The organism is Streptomyces sp. enrichment culture (genome assembly GCF_964272855.1).
Lineage (GTDB): Bacteria > Actinomycetota > Actinomycetes > Streptomycetales > Streptomycetaceae > Streptomyces.
On the sequence record NZ_OZ186847.1, the window covers coordinates 5,267,517 to 5,290,471 of the forward strand.

General features: G+C 68.5%; 14 protein-coding genes and 1 pseudogene. 7 read left to right on the top strand and 8 right to left on the bottom strand.

Features of this window, described 5'->3' with window-relative positions:
* Positions 1-7 precede the first annotated feature (7 nt).
* Together ACSU6L_RS23185 and ACSU6L_RS23190 are read right to left on the bottom strand one after the other, a co-directional pair.
* Positions 8-559, bottom strand: a complete 552-nt coding sequence (locus tag ACSU6L_RS23185; RefSeq protein ID WP_437059650.1) for an N-acetyltransferase family protein — start codon at positions 557-559, stop codon at positions 8-10.
* Complete coding sequence (locus ACSU6L_RS23190) at positions 556-1,821, bottom strand: hypothetical protein (protein WP_437059652.1); 1,266 nt, start codon at positions 1,819-1,821, stop codon at positions 556-558. Before ACSU6L_RS23190 ends, ACSU6L_RS23185 begins: the two co-directional genes overlap by 4 nt.
* A 178-nt stretch (positions 1,822-1,999) precedes the next feature.
* Between ACSU6L_RS23190 and ACSU6L_RS23195 the strand changes: the two genes are divergently transcribed.
* The 4 genes and pseudogenes from ACSU6L_RS23195 (at position 2,000) to ACSU6L_RS23210 (ending at position 4,843) form a co-directional block, all read left to right on the top strand.
* The gene (locus tag ACSU6L_RS23195; protein ID WP_437059654.1) at positions 2,000-2,323 is read left to right on the top strand and encodes a hypothetical protein; all 324 of its coding nucleotides are present in this window, start codon (positions 2,000-2,002) and stop codon (positions 2,321-2,323) included.
* 156 nt (positions 2,324-2,479) lie between these two features.
* Positions 2,480-2,749 carry a putative ATP-grasp-modified RiPP gene (gene tgmA, locus ACSU6L_RS23200; RefSeq protein WP_437059655.1) on the top strand — a complete coding sequence of 90 codons (270 nt, stop codon included), beginning with the start codon at positions 2,480-2,482 and terminating at the stop codon, positions 2,747-2,749.
* A gap of 5 nt (positions 2,750-2,754) precedes the next feature.
* Positions 2,755-3,717, top strand: coding sequence for an ATP-grasp ribosomal peptide maturase (tgmB, locus tag ACSU6L_RS23205; RefSeq protein ID WP_437059657.1), 963 nt, complete (start codon positions 2,755-2,757; stop codon positions 3,715-3,717).
* A pseudogene (locus ACSU6L_RS23210) lies at positions 3,707-4,843 on the top strand (rRNA adenine N-6-methyltransferase family protein). Before tgmB ends, ACSU6L_RS23210 begins: the two are co-directional and overlap by 11 nt.
* Before the next feature lie 60 nt (positions 4,844-4,903).
* Here the strand turns inward: ACSU6L_RS23210 and drmB are convergent.
* From drmB to ACSU6L_RS23235, 5 genes are all read right to left on the bottom strand, one after another.
* Positions 4,904-6,769 carry a DrmB family protein gene (drmB, locus tag ACSU6L_RS23215; RefSeq protein ID WP_437059659.1) on the bottom strand — a complete coding sequence of 622 codons (1,866 nt, stop codon included), beginning with the start codon at positions 6,767-6,769 and terminating at the stop codon, positions 4,904-4,906.
* Positions 6,766-10,002, bottom strand: coding sequence for a helicase-related protein (locus tag ACSU6L_RS23220; protein ID WP_437059661.1), 3,237 nt, complete (start codon positions 10,000-10,002; stop codon positions 6,766-6,768). Before ACSU6L_RS23220 ends, drmB begins: the two co-directional genes overlap by 4 nt.
* A complete protein-coding gene (locus ACSU6L_RS23225) occupies positions 9,999-11,903 on the bottom strand; it encodes a UvrD-helicase domain-containing protein (protein WP_437059663.1) in 1,905 nt (634 codons plus the stop codon). The genes ACSU6L_RS23220 and ACSU6L_RS23225 overlap by 4 nt, the downstream gene beginning before the upstream one ends.
* Positions 11,900-16,666 (bottom strand): DEAD/DEAH box helicase, encoded by a 4,767-nt coding sequence (locus ACSU6L_RS23230; RefSeq protein ID WP_437059665.1) that lies wholly within the window; start codon positions 16,664-16,666, stop codon positions 11,900-11,902. The genes ACSU6L_RS23225 and ACSU6L_RS23230 overlap by 4 nt, the downstream gene beginning before the upstream one ends.
* Before the next feature lie 195 nt (positions 16,667-16,861).
* Positions 16,862-17,050, bottom strand: coding sequence for a hypothetical protein (locus ACSU6L_RS23235; RefSeq protein ID WP_437059667.1), 189 nt, complete (start codon positions 17,048-17,050; stop codon positions 16,862-16,864).
* 527 nt (positions 17,051-17,577) lie between these two features.
* On the opposite strand from ACSU6L_RS23235, the gene ACSU6L_RS23240 reads away from it, so the two are divergent.
* From ACSU6L_RS23240 to ACSU6L_RS23250, 3 genes are read left to right on the top strand one after another with little or no spacing between them, the layout of a single operon-like run.
* Positions 17,578-19,728 carry a helix-turn-helix domain-containing protein gene (locus ACSU6L_RS23240; protein WP_437059669.1) on the top strand — a complete coding sequence of 717 codons (2,151 nt, stop codon included), beginning with the start codon at positions 17,578-17,580 and terminating at the stop codon, positions 19,726-19,728.
* Positions 19,729-19,731: 3 nt separating this feature from the next.
* Positions 19,732-20,727, top strand: a complete 996-nt coding sequence (locus tag ACSU6L_RS23245) for a hypothetical protein (RefSeq protein ID WP_437059671.1) — start codon at positions 19,732-19,734, stop codon at positions 20,725-20,727.
* Entirely contained in the window at positions 20,724-21,590 is an 867-nt protein-coding gene (locus ACSU6L_RS23250; protein WP_437059673.1) for a DUF6339 family protein, read from the top strand. The genes ACSU6L_RS23245 and ACSU6L_RS23250 overlap by 4 nt, the downstream gene beginning before the upstream one ends.
* Before the next feature lie 29 nt (positions 21,591-21,619).
* Here the strand turns inward: ACSU6L_RS23250 and ACSU6L_RS23255 are convergent, their stop codons facing one another.
* Positions 21,620-22,951 (bottom strand): DNA cytosine methyltransferase, encoded by a 1,332-nt coding sequence (locus ACSU6L_RS23255; protein WP_437059675.1) that lies wholly within the window; start codon positions 22,949-22,951, stop codon positions 21,620-21,622.
* Positions 22,952-22,955 lie beyond the last annotated feature (4 nt).

Below are 22,955 nucleotides of genomic sequence, written 5' to 3' on the forward strand. Positions count from 1 at the left end.
GGCGCGTTCACCCCCTGCGCAGAGGCTCCCGCATCATCGAGGCGAACACAGGCGAGTCGGCAAACGGCTGCTGCTCACCGATCTTCTCGTACCCCCACCGCTCGTAAACGGCCTGAACCTTCCCATCACCCGCCCTGGGATTGACCAGCAGAGTGACGCGCTCCTCACCCCTCCCACCGAGAAGCTCCTCATGAATGCGGTGAGCGACCCCGGTACCCCGCCATGCCCGCCGCACCACGATCTCGTTCAGCGCGAGCGTCCGCTTGCCAGTCTCGACGGTGTACCCCTCGGGCAACGGCCTCGTCATGGCCGCCCACCAGCGCGTACCGGCCCCGAGCGGGGTGGCGTACGCGAACCCGGCGGGCTCGCCGCCGTCGTACGCGACGACCGCCTCCCACCCCGCCACCGAACTGTGTGCCGAAAGCCGCTCACCGAATCGCTCGGCGGAATAGAAGGGGCCGACGAGGCCGAAGTCGCGCTGACGGACCTCCACATGGATGCCCACAATGGCCTGCCGCACCGGCTCGACGTCGGTGTAGTGCCGCAGCTCTAGGTTCACAGAAGTTCCTTTTCAAACCATTCGCGGGTGGCGGGCGCATGAGGTGCGAGGGTGTGGAGCCGGTGACCGAAGGTGTTGAGGAGGCGGGCCGTGCGTCCGTGCCGTGCCGCGTCAGGGATCTTGTGCGCGGTGGCAACGGCGAGCTCAGGCTCCCGCTGGCCCAGCTGGGCATGGGCGAGGTAGGCCAGTGTGAGGGCTCGGTTGCGCTTCATGTCGGGCCGCAGCCTCGCAAGTGTGTGATGCGCATGCGCCTCCGCTTCCTCCCACAAGCCGAGTGTGGTCGTGGCGGTCAGGGCGAGCAGATGGAGCTCGGCGGAGTCGTAGAAACTCAGCCACGCCGGACGCGGTGCTTCGGTGTCCGCGCGGCTCAGCGCCGTCTCGGCGAGCCCCAGACACCGCAGAGTGGCCTGGCGGTCGTGCAGGTCTGCGTGATGTACGGCTGTACGGGCGTGGACGAGGGAGGCGTAGAGCGGGTCCCGAGCCGCCCTGGTCCGCTTCGCCGCCTCGTCGGCTGCGAGAGCGCTGGTGTACTGACCCATGTGCCGGTACAGCGCTCCGGCATGTCCCCAGACCCGAAACTGCATCGAAGCGTCTCCGGACAGGCCGGCCAGGGCGACCGCTTCGTTCAGGTGCCGCAGGGCCTGGTCGAGACGTCCGCCGTCGATGGCGGCCCACAGCGCCGAGCCGGTGAACGCCGCTGCCAACCCATAGAGCCGGCCGCGCACTCGCTGGGAGGCAGGCCTGGTCTTCTGAAGATGCAACGCCCGCTGAGCCCAGCCGATCGCATCCTGCTCGACCTGATGAGTGCCACCGGACTTGTTGTCGTCGGCGATGATCAGCGCGAATTGGGCGGCGAGCATATTGACGTCCGACTGGCCCACCCTGCCGGAGGAGCTGGCGGCGCCAAGCGCGGCTGGGCTGAGAGCGGCGATGGATGTGGCGGTCAGGAAGCTTCGGCGGAGCACAGGCTCCTCCTTGGTCTGCTGAGCTCTGGACATCGGGTAGTCAACCGCGGATCGTGCATGAGGCACGAACCCCAGCTCCATAGCGGAACACCCGAATACCGCCTCCAGCGCCATACGCTGCTTGGCCTGCGGCCACCGGGTCTTTCCGGATGTGAGGTTGTGGATCGTACGGGCGGAGACGGTGCCGGGCTTACCCGTGACCTGTTCGATCGCCCTGTTCATGGCCTCGGCTAATTCCTCCTGCGTGAGGCCGACTTCACGCATCCGTTTCGTGAGCTGCTGATTGCTGGCCGCCACGCTGTCCACCGTAACGGCGAGATGGGCTGCCCCTCCTCCGCCGAGCAAAGAGCGGGTCAGTTTTTCCGGTCGCGCGCGGGCGACTCGGCGGCGGAATTTCCTACCGATCACAGCGTTGCTGACCGTTCACTGTGTGTCACAGGACGAACGCGCACTCTGGAGCCCAGTTGTGGAGACGGTGACTCAACCAACCCATGCCCATCAGCCCGACCGTACGCACATCCTCGCCGAGATCCGCCCCATCACCTGCCCTCGCCTCGACGTCCCCTCGCTCCCCAGCACACTCCAGCGGACCGAGGCCGTCTCCGCCATCCTCCGTTCCCTCCTCGCGGAGTACCGGGACGACGAGCGGGAGGCGGTGCGGGTGATGCGGCGCCTGGGCACGCGGCTCCTCTCCGAGGGGCCGAAGGGCGAGGCGACCGCGTACTCCGCCTGGCAGCACCTCGTGAACCTCGCGCGCTGCACGGAAGCGTTCATCGACGTCGAGGCCCGTAGCCGGTGAGAGCCGGCTGCCCCGACTGCGAGGCACTTCGCGAGGAGCGCGCGCTTCAGCTACGCACCGGCGAGGGCGACTTGGGTGACCTCCTGACGCGGGTGGCCTTGCACGAAGCGACTGCTCACCGAGCACCGAACACCGAAACCGAATGAAAGAGACGCAATGCACGCATCGACCACTCCGGCCGACGACCTCACCCCCGTACGCCCGTGGGGCATCGGCCGCCTCGCCCCGTACCCCACGACGGTGAAGCTGCCGTACGCCTCCGTCACGATCGATCCGACCACCCAGATCGGCATCTTCCGAGACCACCATGGCGAGGTCGTCGACATGGGCAAGCACGGCACCAGCTCGGGCACGGAAACCGCCACGGCCACGAACCTCGACTCCCAGCCCGACCAGGGACACGACCAGGACAGCCAGCAGGACTGACGACCGTGACGGAGAAAGGACCCGTGTTGGTGGCCACCGAACCGCACGACGTCACCGCGGACATGGTGATCAGCCACCTGAACCGACGCGCCGCACCGGTGGTCCGTTTCAACCCGGCCGACATCGGTGCCGGCCTGACGCTGACGGCCCGCTTCGGAGACGGCTCGACCGGCCGGCTCCGTACGTCGTCACGAAGCGTCGACCTGGACGACGTACGAGCGATCTACTGGCGTCGCCCCGTGTGGCCGGGCTTCGAGAGTCTGTCGGACGTCGACGCCCGATTCGCCGCCGCACAGGTCCGCCACGGCCTCGGCGGCGCCCTTTACGCGTTACGCGGCTGCCGTTGGGTGAACCATCCACTCAGGAACGCCGCGGCCGACTACAAGCCGGCGCAACTCGAGGTCGCCTGCCGTCTTGGCTTTCGGGTGCCGCCGACGCTCGTGACCAACGACCTCGGTCAGGCGCGTCGGTTCATCCATGAACACGGACAGGTGGTCCACAAGACGCTGCGTTGGACCTCGTACGAGCGAGACGGCGTCGGCCTCACGTCCTGGGCGGAACCAGTCCGGGAGGAGGAACTGGACGACACGGTGAGCGTCACCCCGCACCTCTTCCAGGCCCGCGTCGACAAGGTCGCGGATCTGCGGGTGCTGATCGTCGGGCGCCGCGTCTTCGCCGTACGCATCACGTGCGACCTCCTGGACTGGCGCAAGGACTACAGCAGTCACACGTACGACGTGGTACACCTGCCGGACCGCTTGGCGGGAGCCCTGCGCACCTACCTGGACCACTACGGCCTCAGCTCCGGCTCCTTCGACCTCGCTGTGGACCGCGACGGTGAGCCCCACTGGCTGGAGCTGAACCCGAACGGTCAGTGGGGCTGGTTGGAGGAGAGGACCGGACTCGAGATGGCAGCCGCGTTCGCCGACCTGCTCGCCGAAGGAGGAGCCGATGCTGATGCCCGATAGCGCCCCACAGCGGCGTGCACTCGCCGACCGGCTGGAGGCGGCCGGCGCGCTGAAAGACCCAAGGCTGCGAGCGGCGGTGGAGTCCGTGCCGCGGGAACTGTTCCTCAACCCGGGCGTGTTCCTGCCTGCTGAAGGTGGCCGTTGGCGCCCGGTCACCGCTCTGGGAACAGCTCCGGAGGAGTGGCTGGACATCGCGTACAGCGACCGATCACTGGCCACGCAACTGGACGGCCACCGGACCGCGGATCAGGTGGCCGAGCTCGTCACGGGTACACCCACGTCCTCCTCCACCACACCGGTCACCGTGCTCGGCATGATCGAGGACCTCGACCTGACCGACGGACAGAAGGTTCTGGAGATCGGCACCGGAACCGGCTACTCCACCGCCCTGCTCTGTCACCGCCTCGGCGAGGACAACGTCACCACGATCGAGGTCGACCCGCAGGTCGCGGCCCGCGCGGACGCGGCCCTGGAGGAGATCGGCTTCTCCACCTGGACGGTGACGGGCGACGGCCTCCTGGGCCACCCGCTCCGCGCCCCGTACGACCGCGTCATCGCCACCTGCGCGGTACGCCGCATCCCGTACACCTGGGTCCGCCAGACCAAGCCGGGCGGCATCATCCTGGCCACCCTCGGCTCCTGGCCCTACGGCACCGGACTCGCCAAAGTCACCGTGAACGAGGACGGCACGGCCGAAGGCCGCATCATCGGCCGCTCCTCCTTCATGCAGGCCCGCTCACAAGCCGCGATTCCCGTGTCCGGCGACCTCACCGCCCGCACCGCCTAACTGACAGCACCCGGCATCCAACTCGTCCGAGCCATGGCCGTCGACGGCACCCAGCTTCTGTACCTGTTCGACATCGACCGTGAGTCCTTCGCCGCCTTCACCGAAGACGATGCCGGAGAGTGGGTCGTCCGACAGGGCGGGCCGGTCGCCCTGTGGGACACCGTCGAGCAGACGCTCACCGCTTGGCAGGAGGCAGAAGCGGACATCAGTGACGTACGGCTCCACATCACCGATCGGGCGCACGTGTATTGGATCGGCAGTCGGCAGATCACCACAGGCCACCGCTCCCACTGGATCGGGGAGAAGTCCGAGCTGCGGTGGGAACACCACCTCGCGTGAATGCGTGACCTTCGGCGTGGGGGACAGCAGTGACGGCTGCCCCCACGGGCCGGTCGGAGGTCAGCCGCCCAGTATGTGGGCGAAGAACCCCAGATCAGGGTCGTCCGGGGTGCCGACAAGCAGTGCCCGGTCGAGAAGGATGTTGTTGTGCTCGCAACTCGTCTCGGGGAGCATCGCGCAGACGTGGCAGGCGGCGAGATTCGTCCTGGCGGTACCCGACGCCTCGGCCTCCATGCAGAGTGGGTCGGCGGAGCACCATTCGGCGCGGCGTATCGCCGATCGCACCGTGCGGTCGAGAAGCTCCGGTTCGCCCTGCGCTACAAGACCGCCGAGGCTGCCCGCCGAGTCGCTCGTCGCCGTGTAGACGAGCACGCCGGCCATGTCGTCGGCCGCGTACAGCCGCTCCCGCAGGGACGCCGCCGGATAACCGGCTTCCAGACTCCACTCGTTGACGAGGACGTGGGCCAAGGTGTGCAGCAGTACCATGCGCGGTGTCGCCGGGGACAGCACGGCACGGCTCGGGTCGTCGGCGCGCTGCTCCAGCACCCGCTGGTGGGCCGTCCTGATGCGTTCGGCCCGGGCCGCCACCGCCGGTGCCTTCTCCCAGACGCTCAGTCGCTCCTCGTTCAGACGCAGGAAGACGCCCTCGCCGCGGACCTCCATGGCCGGCAGCCAGCGCAGGGACTTTTCGGACAGCGGCATCTCCTTGGCGTCGGTCGTCGACTCGGTGTCGACGAGCCGGGTGAACGCCTTCAGGGCCCGCACCTCACGAAGCTTCTTGACCAGCATCGGGCCGGTGACACCCAGCGGATCGAGCAGGCTCTGGTCACCGAGCGGCGACTCGCAGACGAATTCCTCCTCACGGGAGTGTTCGCTCTCGTCGTTGCCGGCGCGCAGGCGTTCGTACTCCTTGTTGCGCAGGGCGCGGTAGCGATGGTCAAAGGACGGGGCTGCGTCGCCCTCGGCCTCCTCCTCGCGTTCCGCGTCGAGCAGGGTCATGACTTCGTCGAGCGAGAGAGGCCACGGCTCGTCGAAGACAGCGTCGAGGTAGGTCTCGACCCGCACGGGGTCGTCGTACTTCCTGAGCTTCTCCCAGTGGCCTGCGAGCGGATCAGAGCGACCGCTGCTCCACGGCGGGATGGAGAGTGCCGACTTCAACACCGGCTGCCACACCGAGGAGGAACCGCGCTGCAGCGTGCGCAGGGGGCGTCCGCACCCCCCGGCCGGGACGGAAGAGCCGAGCCAGGGACGGGTGCCCCGGCAGGTGAGTCCGAGGTCCTTCAACGCGCTCCTGCGGAAGGAACCTTCCATCGAGACCTCGTGCACCTTCCCGCAGGTGCACGAGATGAGGATCGAACGCAGCGAGGAAGTGCGCCCCGACGTGCGCATCCTGAGCTTGCCCCCGCACTTCCCGGATGCCCCCGAACCACGGTCGGTCGAGCGGTGCACCCACTGCCAGTAGGGGAACTCGTCGAGGTGTCCTGCCTCGCAGGCGACGACGAAACGGGAGGGGACGAGGTCCACCTCGCACGTGCCGCAGACACTTCGGCCGGGTGGTGGAGCGAAGTCCCGGTGCCTCTGCAATTCGTTGCATTCTGGGCAGGAATGCATCAACGGAAAGCGGCGCACCCGCAGACCGTCCTTGCTGTCGTCGTCGGACGCCGGCGGCAGCCGGAAGTGATCGACTCCGAGCAGCCGCTCCAGACGCCGCTCGTGGATGCGCGGTGCCTCGCGGTCGCTCCAGCTCCGGTCGGCCTCGTCCAGGCCCGAGACGATGAAGGACTCGTGGTCGACGGCGACGAGCGAGCCGACACCGTATGTGGTGATCGCCTGGGCGCGCCGGACCGTGCCGCGTCGCGGCAGGTTGTGGGCGGGCGTGGAGCCGTTCGCTCCGGTTCGGCGGCGCCTCGCGGGCGGCGGGGTCATCGGGTTCCCTCCATGAACAGGGCGGACTCGGCGTCGACGTCGCGCAGGCTCCACAGCGTGGACCAGGCGTCCACGTCGGGCTCGTCGTCGTACGGCTTCAGGATCGCGGGCGCACGGCTGCCCTTCTGCGGTTCGAAGAGCAGCCGGTTGTGGATGTCGGCCATTTCGATCCACCACTCGACGAACTCCTCGAAGCCGTCTTCGACCGCGCGCAACTCCGTCTTGTCCACCCCGCGGACACGCTCCAGCAGCAACTTCTTGATACGCCCGCGCAGAACACCCTCGTAGGTCTCGACCCTGCCGGCAGCCTCGTTAGGGCGGGCCTCCGGGATTAGGATGCGGGCGAGGGCGACGATCACCGCGTGCAGGCCCCGTTCGCGGGCGCGGGCGGAGAACGGAGTCACAGACGTGGACTCGACCTCGCGGTAGAGAGCCGAGTGGTAGTGCTGGAAGTTCTCGTAGTGGGAACGGTCCCGCGCGCGGGCGGAGTTGAGCATGACCGCGACCAGGCCGGGACGGGCGCGCCCGACACGGCTCGTCGCCTGGATGTACTCCGCGGTCGTCTGCGGCTGGCCCATCACGGCCATCAGACCGAGCCGGTCCACGTCCACACCCACCGCGATCATGTTGGTGGCGAGCAGGACGTCCACAGTGTCCTCGTCGGGGAGTCGCTTCTCGATGCCCTTGAGCCGCGTGGGGATCTCGCTGGCGTCGATGCGGCTGGTCAGCTCAGAGTAGTTGGCGATCTGGCGCACCGCGACGCCCTCGCGCTCGGCGAGGACCTCCAGGTAGGCCACGACGTCGTCGTGGACCTGGAGTTCGGCCGCGGACAACAGCCGCAGACTGTTGAAGTAGCCGACGAGACTCCAGTACGCGTCGCGCACCTTGTCGTCGGTGTCGGCGTGCAGGGCCCGGTGCAACAGCGTGGCGTATGTACGGATGAGCAGCGTGGCCTGGCTCGTGCCGGGGGCCAGAAGACCGACGTAGCGGCGGCTGGCCTTCTCCTCGCGCGGGGTCTCCACGGCGAACCAGGAGTCACGCGCGTCCAGCCCGGCGGGCGGGAACTGTCGCACGTCACGGGCGAAGAGATGGCGGCCCTGGTCGGCCGCCCGCCGGATGGTCGCCGTCGAGGCGATCACCTTGGGGTGCTCTGCCAGTGCGTCCACGGCGGTCTCGTACAGGCCTGTGAGGGTGCCCAACGGGCCGGAGATCAGATGGAGCTCGTCCTGGACGATCAGCTCCGGAGGAGGGGTGCCGTCGTCCGGGTCGTCGCGGTTGAAGAGCGCGGAGGTCGACGGGCGCCACGGCATCGAGGCGAACTTGTCGACCGTGGCGATCACCAGCGTCGGGCGCGCGTCGTACACCGCCTGGTCGATCAGGTGGACGGGCAGGCCGTCGGCGAAGTCGCAGTCCCCGCCCGGGCAGCGGATGTACATCCGCTGGGCGATCTCGTCGACCTCGTAGTTCCGTGCGTCGAGGCGGGTCCCGCACCAAGGACAGGCATGCAACTGGACGGGGTTCTCGGTGGCGAGCCGCTTGTCGAGGTCGGCGCGCAGCTCGGCGAGCCTGGCATCGGCCTCCGCCAGCGTATTGGGCGTGGCCGAGCGGCCCACCCACATGCCGACGGAGAACTCCTCGGTGCCCAGCTCGGGCGTGCGACGCCGCATGTGCTCCATGGCACAGAGCAGGATCGCCGCTCGCTCGAACTGCTGCAGGGTGAGTAGCCGGAGCGTGTAGCGCATGAGGACGGTGACCCCGCCGCCGTTCCGCCCCTTGCGGATGCGGCGGAGGAAGGACGTCAGGGCGATCAGCCCGAGGTACGCCTCCGTCTTGCCACCACCGGTGGGGAACCACAGGAGGTCGGAGATCTTCCGGTCGTCGTGCTTCGGGTCGTCGATGCCGGCCAGGCAGAGCACCAGGAAGGCGATCTGGAAGGGCCGCCAACGGCCGGCTGTCGGATCGGGGCTGCCGACGCGTCCCCCCTTCACCCACGCGCTGCGTGCCCGCTGGTCGGCCATGGCGCGGTTGGCGAGCCGGAAAGCCTTCATCAGCTCGGGCTTCTTGCGCAGGAGCTCGATGCCCTCACGGATCCGGCCGAGCGCCTCGCCACAAGCCTTCACCTGCTCCCGCGCCGACTCCGCGTGCGGACCGCGCACCAGAGCGTCCGCCTCGACCGACTTCCGGTGGATCCAGTCCTCGTATCCCGTGGCGAGTGCCTCCAGCGCCGCCAGCACCTCGGCTTCGGGCTTCTCGGCCAGACCCAGCATCGACAGGGACGAGCTGTCGATCTCCGGGTTGGAGTCGGTCAGCAACACCTCCACGCTGGGCACGAACTCGGTGCGCACCTCGGGCACTGCGGCGTCGCGTGCTTCGGTCACCCCTATCGGCGAGGGCACCCAGTCCCACACGGCGGCGCAGCCGTGTCCGACGGCGAAGGTCGGGGCATGACGGTTCAGCAGCCGACTGGTGGCGATCTCGGGGTCGTCCGCGGCGGTGGGGGCGGGGCGCTCGACGATCGCGCTGGAGCCGTCGGCGGCCCGGACCGTCAGGCCGCACTGGAATAGAGCGAAGGCGTCCTGGAGGTCCCACTCACCCACCTTCTGCTTGTTGACCAGTGTCACCGTGATCGTGACCGTCCTGGTGTCGGGATCGGGACGGCGGACGACGACACGCAGTTGAACCCTGTCGTCGAGATCCTCCCGCATGTCGCCGACAGGGGTGGTCACGTCGATCGGGACGTCGGGGAGGTCGAGTTCCTTGCGGTGCCACCGTTCCCGCTGTTCGGCGGTGGTCCGGGCCTCGGCGCGGCGCGCCGGGATCGGATTTCCCTCGGCGTCGGTGGGCTCGTAGACCGCCGCCCGCGGGAAGACCACGATCGTGCTCGTTCCTGGCGCGACCGCGAACGTCAGCCCCATGGAGGAGGGCCGCCTGTCCCCCGAGACCCCGAAATCCTCGGTGCCGCCGGCCTCCTCCGCGTCCCCGCGGGTGGGCAGCGGAGCGGCGTCCAGGCCGTCCTGTTCGGCGGCGTCCTCGCCCTTCCGCTCCTTCGAGGCACGCGGGTACAGCACACCGGTGAGATAGCGGTCGATCGGCGCGTCCTGGGCGAGGACCTCGGCCCGTTCCTCCGGCGCCGCGCCTTCGGCGGGGCCGAAGAGTTCACGGCGGAGGCCCACGAGGAGTTCCTCGTCCCGCACCCGGTAGTGCTCGGAGTGCCGATCTGCCTCGTACGTCATGCGCTCTGCTCCTCGTCGTTTTCAGCGCGTCGAAACATGCCGATGCCGGTGATCCGGGGAACGATCCACACCCCTCGGTCACCGAGCCCGGCGTTTGTGCTGGCCGCGACGCCGCCCGCCGCGGTCTCCAGGGTGTCGATCCGCAGACCGTGGATCTCGTCGGGCCACCACGGGTCCCACGTCCGGTTGACCTTCTGGACCTGGAAGAGCTCCTCCCTGAAGTGCTCCGACGCTTCGCCGATCTCCCGCCCGTCGTGGACCAGGGCGTACGGCGGACTCTGGGACTCACCCATCGGCAGGTCGTGCTGCCTGCGCAGCACAACCTCGTCGCCGGGGCGGACCCGATCCAGGAGATATGCCTGGGCCGCCACGGCGTCCGACGCGTGGCCGGGCGGATCGCCCAGGCCGATGTCACCGGCCTCCGCGACGATCCCGTACCTGTCGTACGACCGCCATCCGCCGATGTACCGTCGGCCGTTCTTGCGGCCGCCCGCTCTCCGGAACAGGGGCAGCTCGGGAGGACTCATGCAGTAGAGATCCTGTCGGGCGCGCGTCATCGCCACGTACAACGCTCGGGCCTCGGCAGGCAGGTCCAGGTTGTCCTTGTACTGCTTCTGCAGCTCAGGGACGGCCGGTGGTGTCAGCACGATGACACGGTCGAACTCCAGGCCCTTGGCTCGGTGGACGGTGGAGACGACGATCCGCGCGGTCTCAGGGTCAGCCGCCTCGTCGGGGAACCGGCCGTCGCCGACCAGGCGGCGCAGCCGGTCCAGGTCGAGTGCGGTGCGGCCGGGTGATCGCGTGGCGCGACGCAGCACCGTCCACAGGGCCGCCGCGTTCGGTTCGTGAGGCAGCGGGATCTCCGCCAACAGGGAACGGAACCGGTCCTCGGTCAGTCCGGTGGCCTCTGTACGGCGCAGCAGCTCCGCCACCCAGTAGGGCACCGGCCGCTCCTCCAGGGGACGGCGCAGTCGGTGCTCGACGCCGTTCTCGTGGAGCAGACGGGAGACGACCAACGCCTGCCGGTTGTCGCGAGTGAGGATCGCGCAGGTGTCGGAGAGATTCCGCAGGCCCTGCAGGGCGTATTCGTCGGTGAGGTCGCCGTGCGCGTTCGCCGGATCGAGGAGCAGATCGCGCAGCTCCTCGTAGAGCGTGGCCGCCTCGTCCGCGTCCCGGACCTGCTGGAGCCGGGGGCCGTGCGCCAGCGCGACCCGCGCCTCCGGGGTGACGGCCCGGAAGTTCTCCGTGAGGTGCAGCTTCACGAGATCGTCGGGGAACGAATACCGCAGCCACTCGAAAAACCGGCCGGTCTCGGCATCCCGTTCTTCCAGATCCTCGATCTGGAAGCCGTAGACGGACTGGGCGGCGTCGCCCACCACGGTGAAGCCGCAGCTGTCCTGGTAGCGGTCGAGCAACGCCTCCACCAGTTCCCGCCGGTCGCCCAACAGGTCCTGTACCTCGTCGATCACCACATGGGCGGGCGGCACGGAGTCGCCGACCTCCAGCGCGCCCTTCTCGACCGCCTCGGCAGCGGCGCGGATCCGCTCGTCGAAAGAGACCCCACCCCACTCCCGATCCGGATACGCCTGCAGCAACACCCCGTACGCCCACGCGTCGAAGGTCTGGGCGCGCACCCGGCGGGCCCGCTCTCCGTGTCGCGAGATGCGCTCACGCAACTCACGGGCGGCGGCCCGAGAGAAGGTGAGCACCAGGATCTCCGATGCCTCCAGGGCCTCGTCCGGGTCCTCGTGACCGCACAGCGCGTCGAGCCGGCGCACCAGGGTGTGCGTCTTGCCCGCCCCGGCACCCGCGGTGACCAGGACGCGCGCGTCCCAGGGCTGCTCGACCACAGCTCGCTGCTCGGTCGTGAGCGGAGGGTTGTCGAGGTAGACGTCGGTCACTTGCGGCTCCAGAGGTGCTCGAACTGGGTGAACGCGAGCTGCGTGTCGAAGTTGGCGATGTTGTCACTGACGTTGAGGATCAGGCAGGTGTCCTTGCCGCCGTTCTTGGGCCCGCGCAGACCACGACCGATCATCTGCTGGTACACGTTGGTGCTGTAGACCGGCCGCGCCACGACCACCACGCGGGTGGCGGGTGCGTCGAATCCCTGGGTGAGCACACCGTAGTTGGTGAGCACTCGTATGCGTCCGTTTCGGAAGTTCTCAATGCGCGTGCGGCGGTCCTGCGCACTGGTCGTCGAGTCGACGGCCGCGGACGGGACACCCCGGTCGTTGAGCATCGCCGCCAGATACTTGGCGTGGTCCACGGAAGTCGCGAAGAGCAACGTCGGCCAGTCCTCGGGGAGATCGGCGACCGACTCGACGATGCGCAGGCTGCGCGCGTGGTCGTCGGCGAGTCGCTGCTCAGCGGCACGGGACAGCATCGCCATGCGCTCGGCGTGCGTCCTCTCGTCCCGGCTCAGCTCGATACGGCCGCCTTCGAGCGTGCGGTGCTCGACCTCGGCGAGCATGCCCCACTTCTGCAGGTCACGGTACGGGTCACCGGACGGGAAGACCCCTTCGTCGAGTCGCCTGTTGCCGAAGCGGTTGATCAACCGCCGGGTCTCGTCCTCGTTTGTGTTGCGGAAGGGGGTCGCGGTCAGACCGAGCAGATGCCGGCGAGTCTCGTACTGGGTGAGCCCCAGCAGGCCAAGGACCTCGGTGTACCGCTTGGAGATGGCGGTGTGTGCCTCGTCGACTATCACCAGGGCGGCCTCGCGCAGCCACGCGTACTGGTCGGCGCCCAGGCACTTCTCCAGTTTGGCGTCGGTTGCGACCACCAGGTGAGGGTGCTCGATGACGTTCCCGACCTCGTTGCTGCTCCACAGGCGGCTGATGGTCAGCGGCCGTTTCGCTCCGACTTTGCTCCAAACGAACTTCCAGCTCTGCACAGCTTGTTCGCACAGTTCCTCGGTCTGCGCGATCCACAGCAGCGGACCCTTGAGGTCGCCGACCCGCTTGACCCAGCGGATGACGGCCTCGGCGGTGACCCGCGTCTTGCCCGCGCCGGTCGGCAGCGACAGCATGCCGCGCTGCGGGGCCAGCCGGTCGAGCATGGCGGAGATGTTGCGGACCAGGTCCTCCTGATAGTCGTGCAGGCCGGGGAAGTCCCGCGGGCCCTCCACGGTCTCGAACGGGGGCGGTGACGGTGTCCGCGAACCGGCGAACGTGATCGGCAGCTTCAGATCCGAGACGAACGCGATGGCAGCCGGCGAACCTCCGTACGACATCGGAGCGTCGGGAAAGCGGGCCTGGACGTCACGGGCGTGCTCCTTGAGCACGCCGTCGCCGTGTGCGTTGAAGGCCATCTGGGCAATGCGATGAGGGGGCGGCTCCACACCGCCGGTCGCCTGGAGTTCGGCCTCCATCAATCCCTCGGGGAGGCCTGTCCTTAGCGCGTCAGCACCGATCAGCAGCTCAATCTTGGTCACGACGTCGCTCGCTTCGCGCACGGCCTTTCGTGCCGCCTTCAGTTCACCGTCGCGGACCATGCGCTCCTGGTGCTCCAGTACCGCACGGCAGCCGGCTGCGCCGAGGCCGAGACCCAGTTCGCGGTCGATCAGCCGCAGCATCGGCTCGGGTTCGAGCGGCACGCGGACCTTGACGGTGCTGTCCTGACGTACGGCGTCCAGGGGAGAGGTCTGGGTGCCGTGGGGGGTGCGGGTGACCTCCTCCAGCTCGATGCACCGCTGCACCGTGCTGTTCCGGTGGCCGCTGTTTAGACGCGGCCGCAGGGCGGGAAACAACTCGACCAGCGGCACCGGGTCGCCCTCGGGTACTTCGCGGGTCTCTCTGCTGATCACGTCGGAGTAGCGGAGCATGCCCCACTTCTGCACCATCAGCTCGGCGTCCGCGGAGGTCTGCACCAGCAGAGCCGGGAGCTGCTCGGCGCGTAGCGCCCGGTACTCGATGTCGCCGACGGCGAGGGTGATCTCGCCGTCGGGGCGGGTGCCCCAGGTGTCGCCGATCCGGCAGCGGGTCAGGGAGTCCTCGGGGAAGTCCGCCTCGAAGCGGGTCAGCATCACGTACGTGCTGCCGACGAACACGTCGTCCTCGCTGCGGGACACCTCGTCGAGGAGCGCCTCCCAGCGGTCGGCTGGAACCTCCTCGACCGTGCTGGGAAGTCGCAGCCTGCGGGCCTTCTCGGCGGAGATGTCGGCGACGGGCAGCACGTCGCGGTAGGCGGCGAGTTCGGGGCCGACGGCCTCGGTCAGCGGCTTGAGGCCCTGGGAGGTGGCGACCCTGCCGTACCTCCGCAGCACCCATCGGATCGGCGACACCACCGCTTGTCGGGTGTTTGTTTGGGCGCCGAATTGCCGTGTCCAGTTGGCGACCACGGCGTCGTCGGGCAGCGCCTTCAAGTAACGGGCGCGGGATTCCGGCGAGAGGCGACGGAAGAGGTGGAGCTGGCCGCCGATCGCGGCGCCCTCGACCTTCATCCGGGTCAGCGAGGGCCGGGGAGCGCTGCTGTCCAGGGCGCGCAGGTAGGAGGCATGGACGGCCGCCCGGTACTCCTCGAACCACTCCTCGCCCGCCTCCGGCTGCACTCCGCCGGCCGGTCGGTCCTTCAGGCCGACCAAGGAGAAGAAGTGCGTGTCGTCGGAGTGGAAGTGCATGTCGACGGCCACGGCGGGGTCCCGGTCGGTGTCGACCACGACGCCGGGCAGCATGCAGTCCCCGATCGGCCGGAACCGCTTGTCGGCGGTCCGGACGCGGAGGGTCGAGCACGGGGTGGACACCCGCTCCAGCACCTTGTGGCTCAGTCTCCGGACCCCGGCCCGGCGAAACAGTTCCCAGAACCGCAGCCAGTCCGAGTCGGTGTAGTGGTCGAAGCCCTGGTCGAGGACGCTGACGAACCGACCTTCCGCGTCGGCCTCGCGGATGCCGAGGACATCGAGGGCATGGCTCAGCGACGGGTCCCGGGCCAGCTCGGTGACCACGTACACCGTGGACTCGCGCAGTCCGTCCTGGCCCTCGGCCCGACGGAACACCTTGCCGTGCACTGGTGCGACGAGACCGTTCTCCTCGGTGAGTACGATCCGTGCCTTGCGCGCCTCCCCGGCGTGCGGGGACTCCTGCTCGATCAGGTCGGCCGCGATGCGGACGGCCACCGCCGACGCCTCCGGTGTGCCCTTCTCGACCAGGGCCTCCAGCCATTCCCGGACCTCGGCGCGCTCCTGCCCGGCCGCCTCAAGGATGTGCTCGACCTTTCCGGAGCGCAGGGCGTCGGCCTCGACGCTCGGGTGCAGCCAGTTCACGGGGCGTCCGGGGCACTCGTTCCACATCCGCAGCCAACCGGTCAGCTTCTTCGGATTCTTGTCGAGCCGCGGGTGGGCGCGGAGGGCCGAGGGGGCGCGCAGGACACCGTCCTGGTCCGGCAGTGAGGGACAGCGAGCGGCACGGGTCCAGATCTCCCTGGTCAGGAAGTCGTCGGCCCAGCTGATGGTCTCCTTGGTACGGCCTGGGAGCAGCGGCAGGTAGGCGGCAGGGTCCTCGGCCGGGGCGAGAGCGGGGAGCGAGTCGACGACCAACTGCGCCGCCCGGCGGATCATCTCCTGGTTGAACGGTGAGGAGTCGAGCAGGTTCTGTCGGTCCTCGTTGGTCTTCCAGGCGCCGTTGAGAATGCCGCTCAACGACATCTCGTACTTGGTCGGGAAGAAGGACCAGAACTTGCCGCGGCCGCGCGAGCGCGGACTCAGGTACAGGCCACTCTCGGGGTCCTTCTCCAGGGCGGGCACGCCCCACGACAGGTCGACTGCGATGCGGTCGTGCAGCTCGCCGGCGTCGGCGCGTGCCGCCGATCCGGGCTCGTGCGTCACGGTGAAGACACGCCACCGCTCGGTGTGAGGCGTCCGGCCGGTGCGCTCCTCGGCCACGGTGTGCAGGTCACCGGACCGACGGGTGGTCAGGGTCCGACGGACCATGGGGCGCGGCCGGCGGTCCTCCAGCACGACCTTGGCGACGTGCGGCGAGAAGAACTGGAAGCCGACCGGGAACTCCTCACGGGGTTCGCCGTGGTCCTTGCCCCGCCCGCCGTGCATGTCCCTGCCGAGCCGCTCGTCGGCCTTCGGCAACAGCGGAAGACGAACGACGGTGGTCGCCCACGCCAACAGCTCGTCGAGCACGGGGTCCACGGCGCGTTCCGCCTGCATGTCGAGCGGACGGGCCATCCGCAGGACGGGGGCATCGAACTCCGGACCATAGCGCGCCGTCACACCGGGCACGGACTTGATTTTCTCGTAGGACCAGGCCCGGTTGAATCCGAAGCTGCCGGTGCTGCTGAAGAATTCCGGGGTGTCGGTCACCACGAGAACGGACTTCACGCCCACACCGAAACGCCCGATCTGGCCACCGCGCTTCTTCGACATGCTCATTCTGAGAATGGTCTCCGCGCCTTCCGAGGTCACCGGGTTTCCCTCGTTCGCGCAGTACAAATGGCTTTCCGTCAGGACGACATGGATTCGTCCCCCGGGTTCGTCCGCGATTTCGTCGGCCGCGTTCTGGACGAGTTCGAAAAGCTGTCGATCGCCGTATCCGCCCTGCGTGATGCGGCGCTCTCCGTTGGCGTGCTCGGCCACGAGGCCGGGGTCCACGGCATAGGTCTGAAGGACGCGGGCGGACTGCTCGAGAACGGTTTCTATGACTGTGGCGGACGAGGACGGCAATGCTCTGCGCTCCCGAGTGTGGAAGAGGAGGAAAGTGGGCGACGGACGGGCCGGCAGCAGCTTGCGCGAAGCCGGCCCGTGGCGGTCGGGCATGTTCCGGGGTCGATCGAAAGCGCCCTCGGTACGAGTCGAAGACGCAGGTGTGCAGGGGCTTTCAGGGTCGGTGACGTACTACAAACCGTCGACTTGCGGGCCCTAGTCCGGCAGCAGCTGGACAACCTTGGCCAAGTCTGTGAACTCCTTGACGAAGTCGTCCTCGGACACGTCGTTCCGGTCAAGAACTTCGGCCACCTCGGCCTTGCTGGCCGCCTGGTGGATGTCCAACCACAAGGCGCTGCGCTCACGGTCCGAGAGCAGCAGGAAACCGCAAATGTCGTCGTCCAATTCTGAACCCCCCTGTCACGTTGTTTATGGTAATTCGTACAGGGGTGCAATGGGTCACGCCCCCGCGAAGACGGAATTGTTTAATCCGTGGGATTGTTCTGTTCCTCGATCACGCTACGGGGCGTAGACCCCGGGTTTCCAGCGGTTTGGAGAAAGCTTCTTGTTGCAGCTGGCGTGTGGGCGTGGATACAGCTGTACCCTCTGGCGTCATGAGGGTTTTGGGCGTACTTATCTCCCGCCGCCCGACACTCCGGATGCAGATTGTGCGAGCGGGATGGATTCCCCATCGATAATCACACTAGTGGCGCCAGGGGTGGCTGTGCAAGCCCAAGTCGGGTGCCAGAGAAGGGAGTTGTCTGCTCCTGCTCCTTGTGGGGCAAGGAGGGCTTCACTAAAGGTGCGAGCCGGGAAAATTCGGGCGCAGGTGTCAGTGCTCCTGGTGCAGCGACTCCGTTAACTGCCGGTTGACAGGGCTGGAGTTGTCAAATTAGCGTCACGGGGACGATCCGAGGAGGAGCAGGTGGCGCGTGGAGACAGGTGAGGACTTCGGGCCGTGGCTGGCCCGACAGCTCAAGCTCGCGGGGAAGACGCAGGCGGAACTGGCCGAGGAGCTCGGACTGACCCGAGCCGCCGTATCCGCGTGGATCACTGGGAGGTCGACCCCGCGGCCCACGGTGATGGTGGACATCGCGAAGGCGCTCGGCACGGATCTCGGCACGGTGCACACGCGCACCACCGATACCCAGGCTGGCCTCCCAGTGACGTGGTACCACCGTCCCGGCTACCCCGACGGCGGCCGCGAACTGGGCAATGCCGCCGCCTTCGCCTTCGACGCGGACGTACAGGTGCTCGCCCGCGAGACGTGTCAGAACAGCCTTGACGAGCGGTTGGCGGAGAACGGCCGTCCCGTCCGAGTGCGGTACACCCTGCACGAGTTGACGGGTGAACACCTTGACGCGTTCCGTGACGCAATCCTCTGGAACGACCTCTTCCCGCACTACTCGGCCGTCTCGGAAGCCGCCGGCAACCAGAAGGTCGGGCGGGTTGTGGACGCCGGTGTGCGCGACATGTACGAGAAGGGCCGTCTGGTCCTCCTGCGTGTCGACGACTACAACGCCTCGGGCCTCACCGGCGACGACTACGCGGACGGCAAGTTCGCCGCCGTGGTCCGGCGTCAACTGGAGAGCCTGAAGTCCGGTCGTTCGGCGGGGGGTTCGTACGGCCTCGGCAAGGCGACGCTGTGGGCCACCAGCGCTCTCGGCCTCGTGCTCATCAACTCCACTCTCTCTGTTTCTCATGAGGGACGCGCCGAACGACGGGTGATCGGCCGCCTCGAACTTCCGTGGCGGGAAGTCGACGGTCGCCAATACGCAGGCCCTGCCTGGTTCGGGCGCCCCGATCCCGACTCGCCGGGCGTCGAGGTCGCCCGCTCCTGGTGGGCGGACGAGGAGACCGTGGCTCGCCTGCACCTGAGCCGTGACAGCGACGAACCCGGTACGTCCTTCCTCATCGTCGGCGCGCACGACGTGGCCAGCCTGGAGGCAGATGCCTCCGACCTCGACGACGAAGTCGTCGAGGAGGAGGGCGACGAGGACACCCGGGACATCCGCAGGATGCACAAGCGGCTCGTCCAGGCGCTGGGGCGGGACTTCTGGGCCGCCATGACCGGTGGGGGCGGCCGACTGCCCCTTCTGGAGGTGTCCGTCCGCGCTCTGCGCAACGACGGAGAGGTAGTGGTGGAGGAGACGAAGGTTGATCCCTCCGTGGAACAGCCCTCCAGGACCCGTGCGCTGCGGGCCTACTACGAGGGCGCCACGGTGGATCGGCTCACCGAGGCCGGGCAGGTGGCGGTTCGGAACGTTCCCCTGAAGCTGCCGCTGTCAGGGGGTGCTGTCGGCGGCACGCTGGGGGTCCACCAAGCGGTGCTGCTGGTCACGGAGGCGGCCAGCGACAACGACAGGCCGATCAATCAGGTGCATTCGCTGCGTGGCAACCGCATGACCGTCAAGAAGGCCACGGTACCGAGGCTGCCGATCGGGACCAACCCGTTCCAGGCCGTTCTCCTGGCAGGTGAGGCCGCAGGGGAAACCGCCCCCTTCGCCTTGGAGGCTGAGGAGTTCCTACGTGCGGCGGAGCCGCCCGAGCACGACCGCTGGGGCCAGACGGAGGAGTTGACGCTGCGCTGGTCGCCCGCCGCGTACCGACGGATCGAAGGGCTGACCAAGGAGGTCAACAACGCGGTCCGGGAACTCGTCGCGCGCCCGAAGCGCAGCAGCCGCGAAGGCGGCGAGGCCCTGCGCAAGGCGTTGACCGTGAAGAACCGGCCCAGGGCGAGGGCGCCCATCGGACCCGTGATCCCGGTGCTGAACGGGCTTGAGGCGACGATCGGCGAGGCGGGGGAATGGCGGATCACCGCCGAGGTCGGCATCCCGCGTGGCGACGAGATCGTCCCCATGGTGCCCGTCGCCCTTTTGGACGTCCGCTCCGGCGGCCGCCCGAAGTTGGACTGGGCGGAACTCGAGGCCGTCGAGGGCTGCGAGGTGGAGGACGGCATCCTCCGGTTCCCTCCCGGTGTCCGCCGCGCGATGTTTCGGGGAGCGACCGACGTCACCAGCCACCCGGTCAGGACCGCGCTGACCCGCCTGGTGCTCGAACTGCGTGCCGGCAAGGGGGAGTGACGCGTGAAGATCTACCCTTACAAGCGACTCAACCGTCCGATCACGCTCCGGGTGACGTCCGTCTCCCTCAAGCTTCCGGACGGCACCCGAGACCAGCTGGACACCAGTGCCTACTCGACTCAGCAACAGGCCGTCGCGCTCGGCATTGCGGGACACGACGACTGGGTGAGCGCCGCCGTCGGCCTCTCGGCGACTTTGCCTCCCGGGGCAGATACGCCGGATGCGGCCTGGTCCGACCTGTGCGTCCTCGCCGTGCTCACGGACGGCGAGACGAACATCCGCACTTCCACGACCCTCACACGTGACGCGGAGGACAGCCGTGACTGGTCGGGCGCCCTCGAGGTGCTCCGCGACGATCACCTGGGGCGGGCCTCCCTCGCCGTCCATGCCGTCGGCACCGTCGACGGAGTGGCGGGACGCTCGATCGCCGAGACCGACCGGAGTTGGATCGTCGACACGGTCTCCGACGAGCCGGTCAGCGGCCTCCAGCTGGAGGTCCGCAAAGCATCGTTCACCAAGAGCTCCAGGGAATGGCTGCGGGCCTACGCCGACGCGCCATGGATCGTGGACACCTCGGCCAGAGTGCCCACCGTCTTCGTGAACACCGATGTCGAGGGGATCGTCGGGCTGCTGGACAGCAGCGGCTCCGGCGTAGAGAGCAAGGTCCGGGACCTTCTCGTGGCCCAGATGGCCACGGACGTGTGGACCGCTGTGTTCCACGGGGCCATCGGCGACCTGGAGGTCGAACCCGGTGGCAACCCGGTCTTCCCCACCGACTGGCAGGGCGAGGTGCTGCGGGAAATGCTTCCGGATATTGTCCCCGGCGTGCATGTCGAGGAGGCTCTGCGGCAGGTGCACCGCCGGCGGACCGGCGACTCGGGATGGGCCGAGCTTCAGACACGTATCCACTACGCGGCGATCCGACGCGCCGAGGCCTCCAGGGCGCTGGGCTATGCCATCCGCAGTCTCGAACAAGCGAACCGGGAGAGCGAGAAGTGATCACCCAGCCCGACCACGTACCGGAGCGCCTGGCGCTGCTCCCCGCATCGGCCGCCGACAGATTCCTCACCGAGCAACTGCTGAAGGCCGAGCAGGTCCACGGGGGCATCGACCTCGCCAAGGTCGTCGAACCGCTTCCGGAGGACGATGCCAGGTGGGCGGTCGACCCGATCCGCAGCCTGGTGGAAGACGCCATGTTCGAGTTCCGCGACGATCGCACCCGCGCCGACGCCTGGCTCGCGCCGAGGCTCCATGCCACGCTGCGACTCATGCGGCGGGAGGCGGCGGACAAGCGCCTGTGGACACACCTGGCGCTGGCGGTCGCCCCCGACTATGTGGCCTGGCGACACCTTTCGGAGCCGACCACCAAGAATCCCGAGCGGCGCATCGCCCCGGAGCGCTTCCGAGGCCCCGCGGACCGTCAGTGCTTCTCCCGCCTGTGGTGGGCCGCCGAACTTTTTCGGAATGGGGCGGACTACGAGCCGGTCGAGGTGGCCTGCGGCAAGCAGGACGTCATTCACACCCTGCTCAGGCAAGGTCTGCTCGATCACCGACCCACCGCCCAAGCCCTGGTCCGACTCCTGAAAGGCGGAAAGATCACCGGCGGGCGGGAGTTCAACGGCTTGGGCGTGGCCATCAACGCGGCCGGCGCGACCTTGGTCTACGACGTCCTTGCACCGGACGTGCCCAAGGACCCGACCCGTCTGCGGGACTGGATCGCGGAGGCGGAGATGGCACCCCCGGTCTCCCGCCACGTCCTCCCGGAAGGACCGGACGAGGATCCGGTCCCTGAGGAGTCCGTGGCCGCGCTCACCGACTACTTCTTGGAACTGTTCGAGACCGCGCCGGTCAGAGGCAGGTAGAGCGAGGTCTGAACCTGCGCGCGCTGTGGCTACCCTGCCGCCGCCTTCTTCTTGCGCGGGGCGGAGCGCGGCGGCGCCTGGTCCTCGGGGCGCGGGCAGCTGGCGGTGCAGTCGTCCGCCGACCCGCAACCATGGCTACGCAGCTTGGCCCGCTGCTCCTCAGTGGCCGGCACCCACGGCTTCCGCAGGGCCTCCGGGCCCGGCGCGGGAAGACCGAGAGCGGCGCCCAGGAGGTGCGCACCGAACAGGGGCGGTACAGCGTTGCCCACCTGCTGTGCCTGAGCCGTGCCGGACCAGGGGTAGTCGGGCGGGAAGCTCTGCAGCATCCCCGCCTCGTTCATGCTGAAGCGCGGGCCCTCGTAGACGATGTTCTCGTCGAGGTGCTCGAAGACCACGAAGCGGGAGATGCGCCCGGTGACGGTGGCGGCGGGCTGCTGGTCGGTCCGCACACCGCGACGCCCGGGGTTTCCGGAGCTGCCGTAGTTGGAGCGCACCAGAAAGGGTTTCTCGCGGCCGGGCAGAGCCTTGCCCATCGACACCCACGGCTTCGGTGCGTCGTCTTCTCCCCGGCGCGGCGCCGGCACCGGGGCGATCTCCTCGTCGAGGGCAGGCTGATGCGTCTGGGCGGTGGCCCCGCCGCTCCTGCGGTTCCACTCCTTCGCCTCATAGGCGAGGTGGGTCGGCTTGGGAAGGAAGGGCTCACCGAGCTCCTCGCGGCGAGCGATCAGCACGGCTCGCGATCGCGTCTGCGGAACCCCGTACGTCTCGGTGTCGAGGACGTCGACCTTGACCTTGTACTTGGTGCCGTCGGGCAGCCCGATGTTCTCCAGCACCAGGGCGTAGTGGTCCCAGAGGGCCTCGACCGCGGGGACCTGCTCCAGGACGATGACGTCGTACGGGCGGTTGCCGCGGTTCGGGCTCCTGGTCGCCTGGATCGCGTACCTGAGCGGTTCGAGGACCAACGCCGTGCGCGGATCGGTGAGCTTCTGCAGCTCCTTGTCGATGTTCTCGTCGGGGTCGCCCGCCATGAGCCGTTCGATGTAGCCCTTGACCTGGTCCAGGGCCTTGCGGCCGACGCCGCTCCCGGCGACTGAGTACGTCTGGCACGGTGGTCCACCGGCGAGCACGTTGATCTCCGGGGGCAGCGCTTCGAAGGCCTCCCTGCGGATCGCGCTCACGTCGGCGTGAAGGGTGTCCAGACCGGCCGCATAACGCGTGAGACAGGCACTCCTGTCCCATTCGATACCGAGGCTCGGTACACCGAGCACGTGTGCGGCCACGTCCAGCCCGCCGGGCCCTGCGAAGAGATCCAGGACAAAGGGCCTGTCGAGGATGCGCTGATGGTGCGGCGTGCTGGTCATGTGG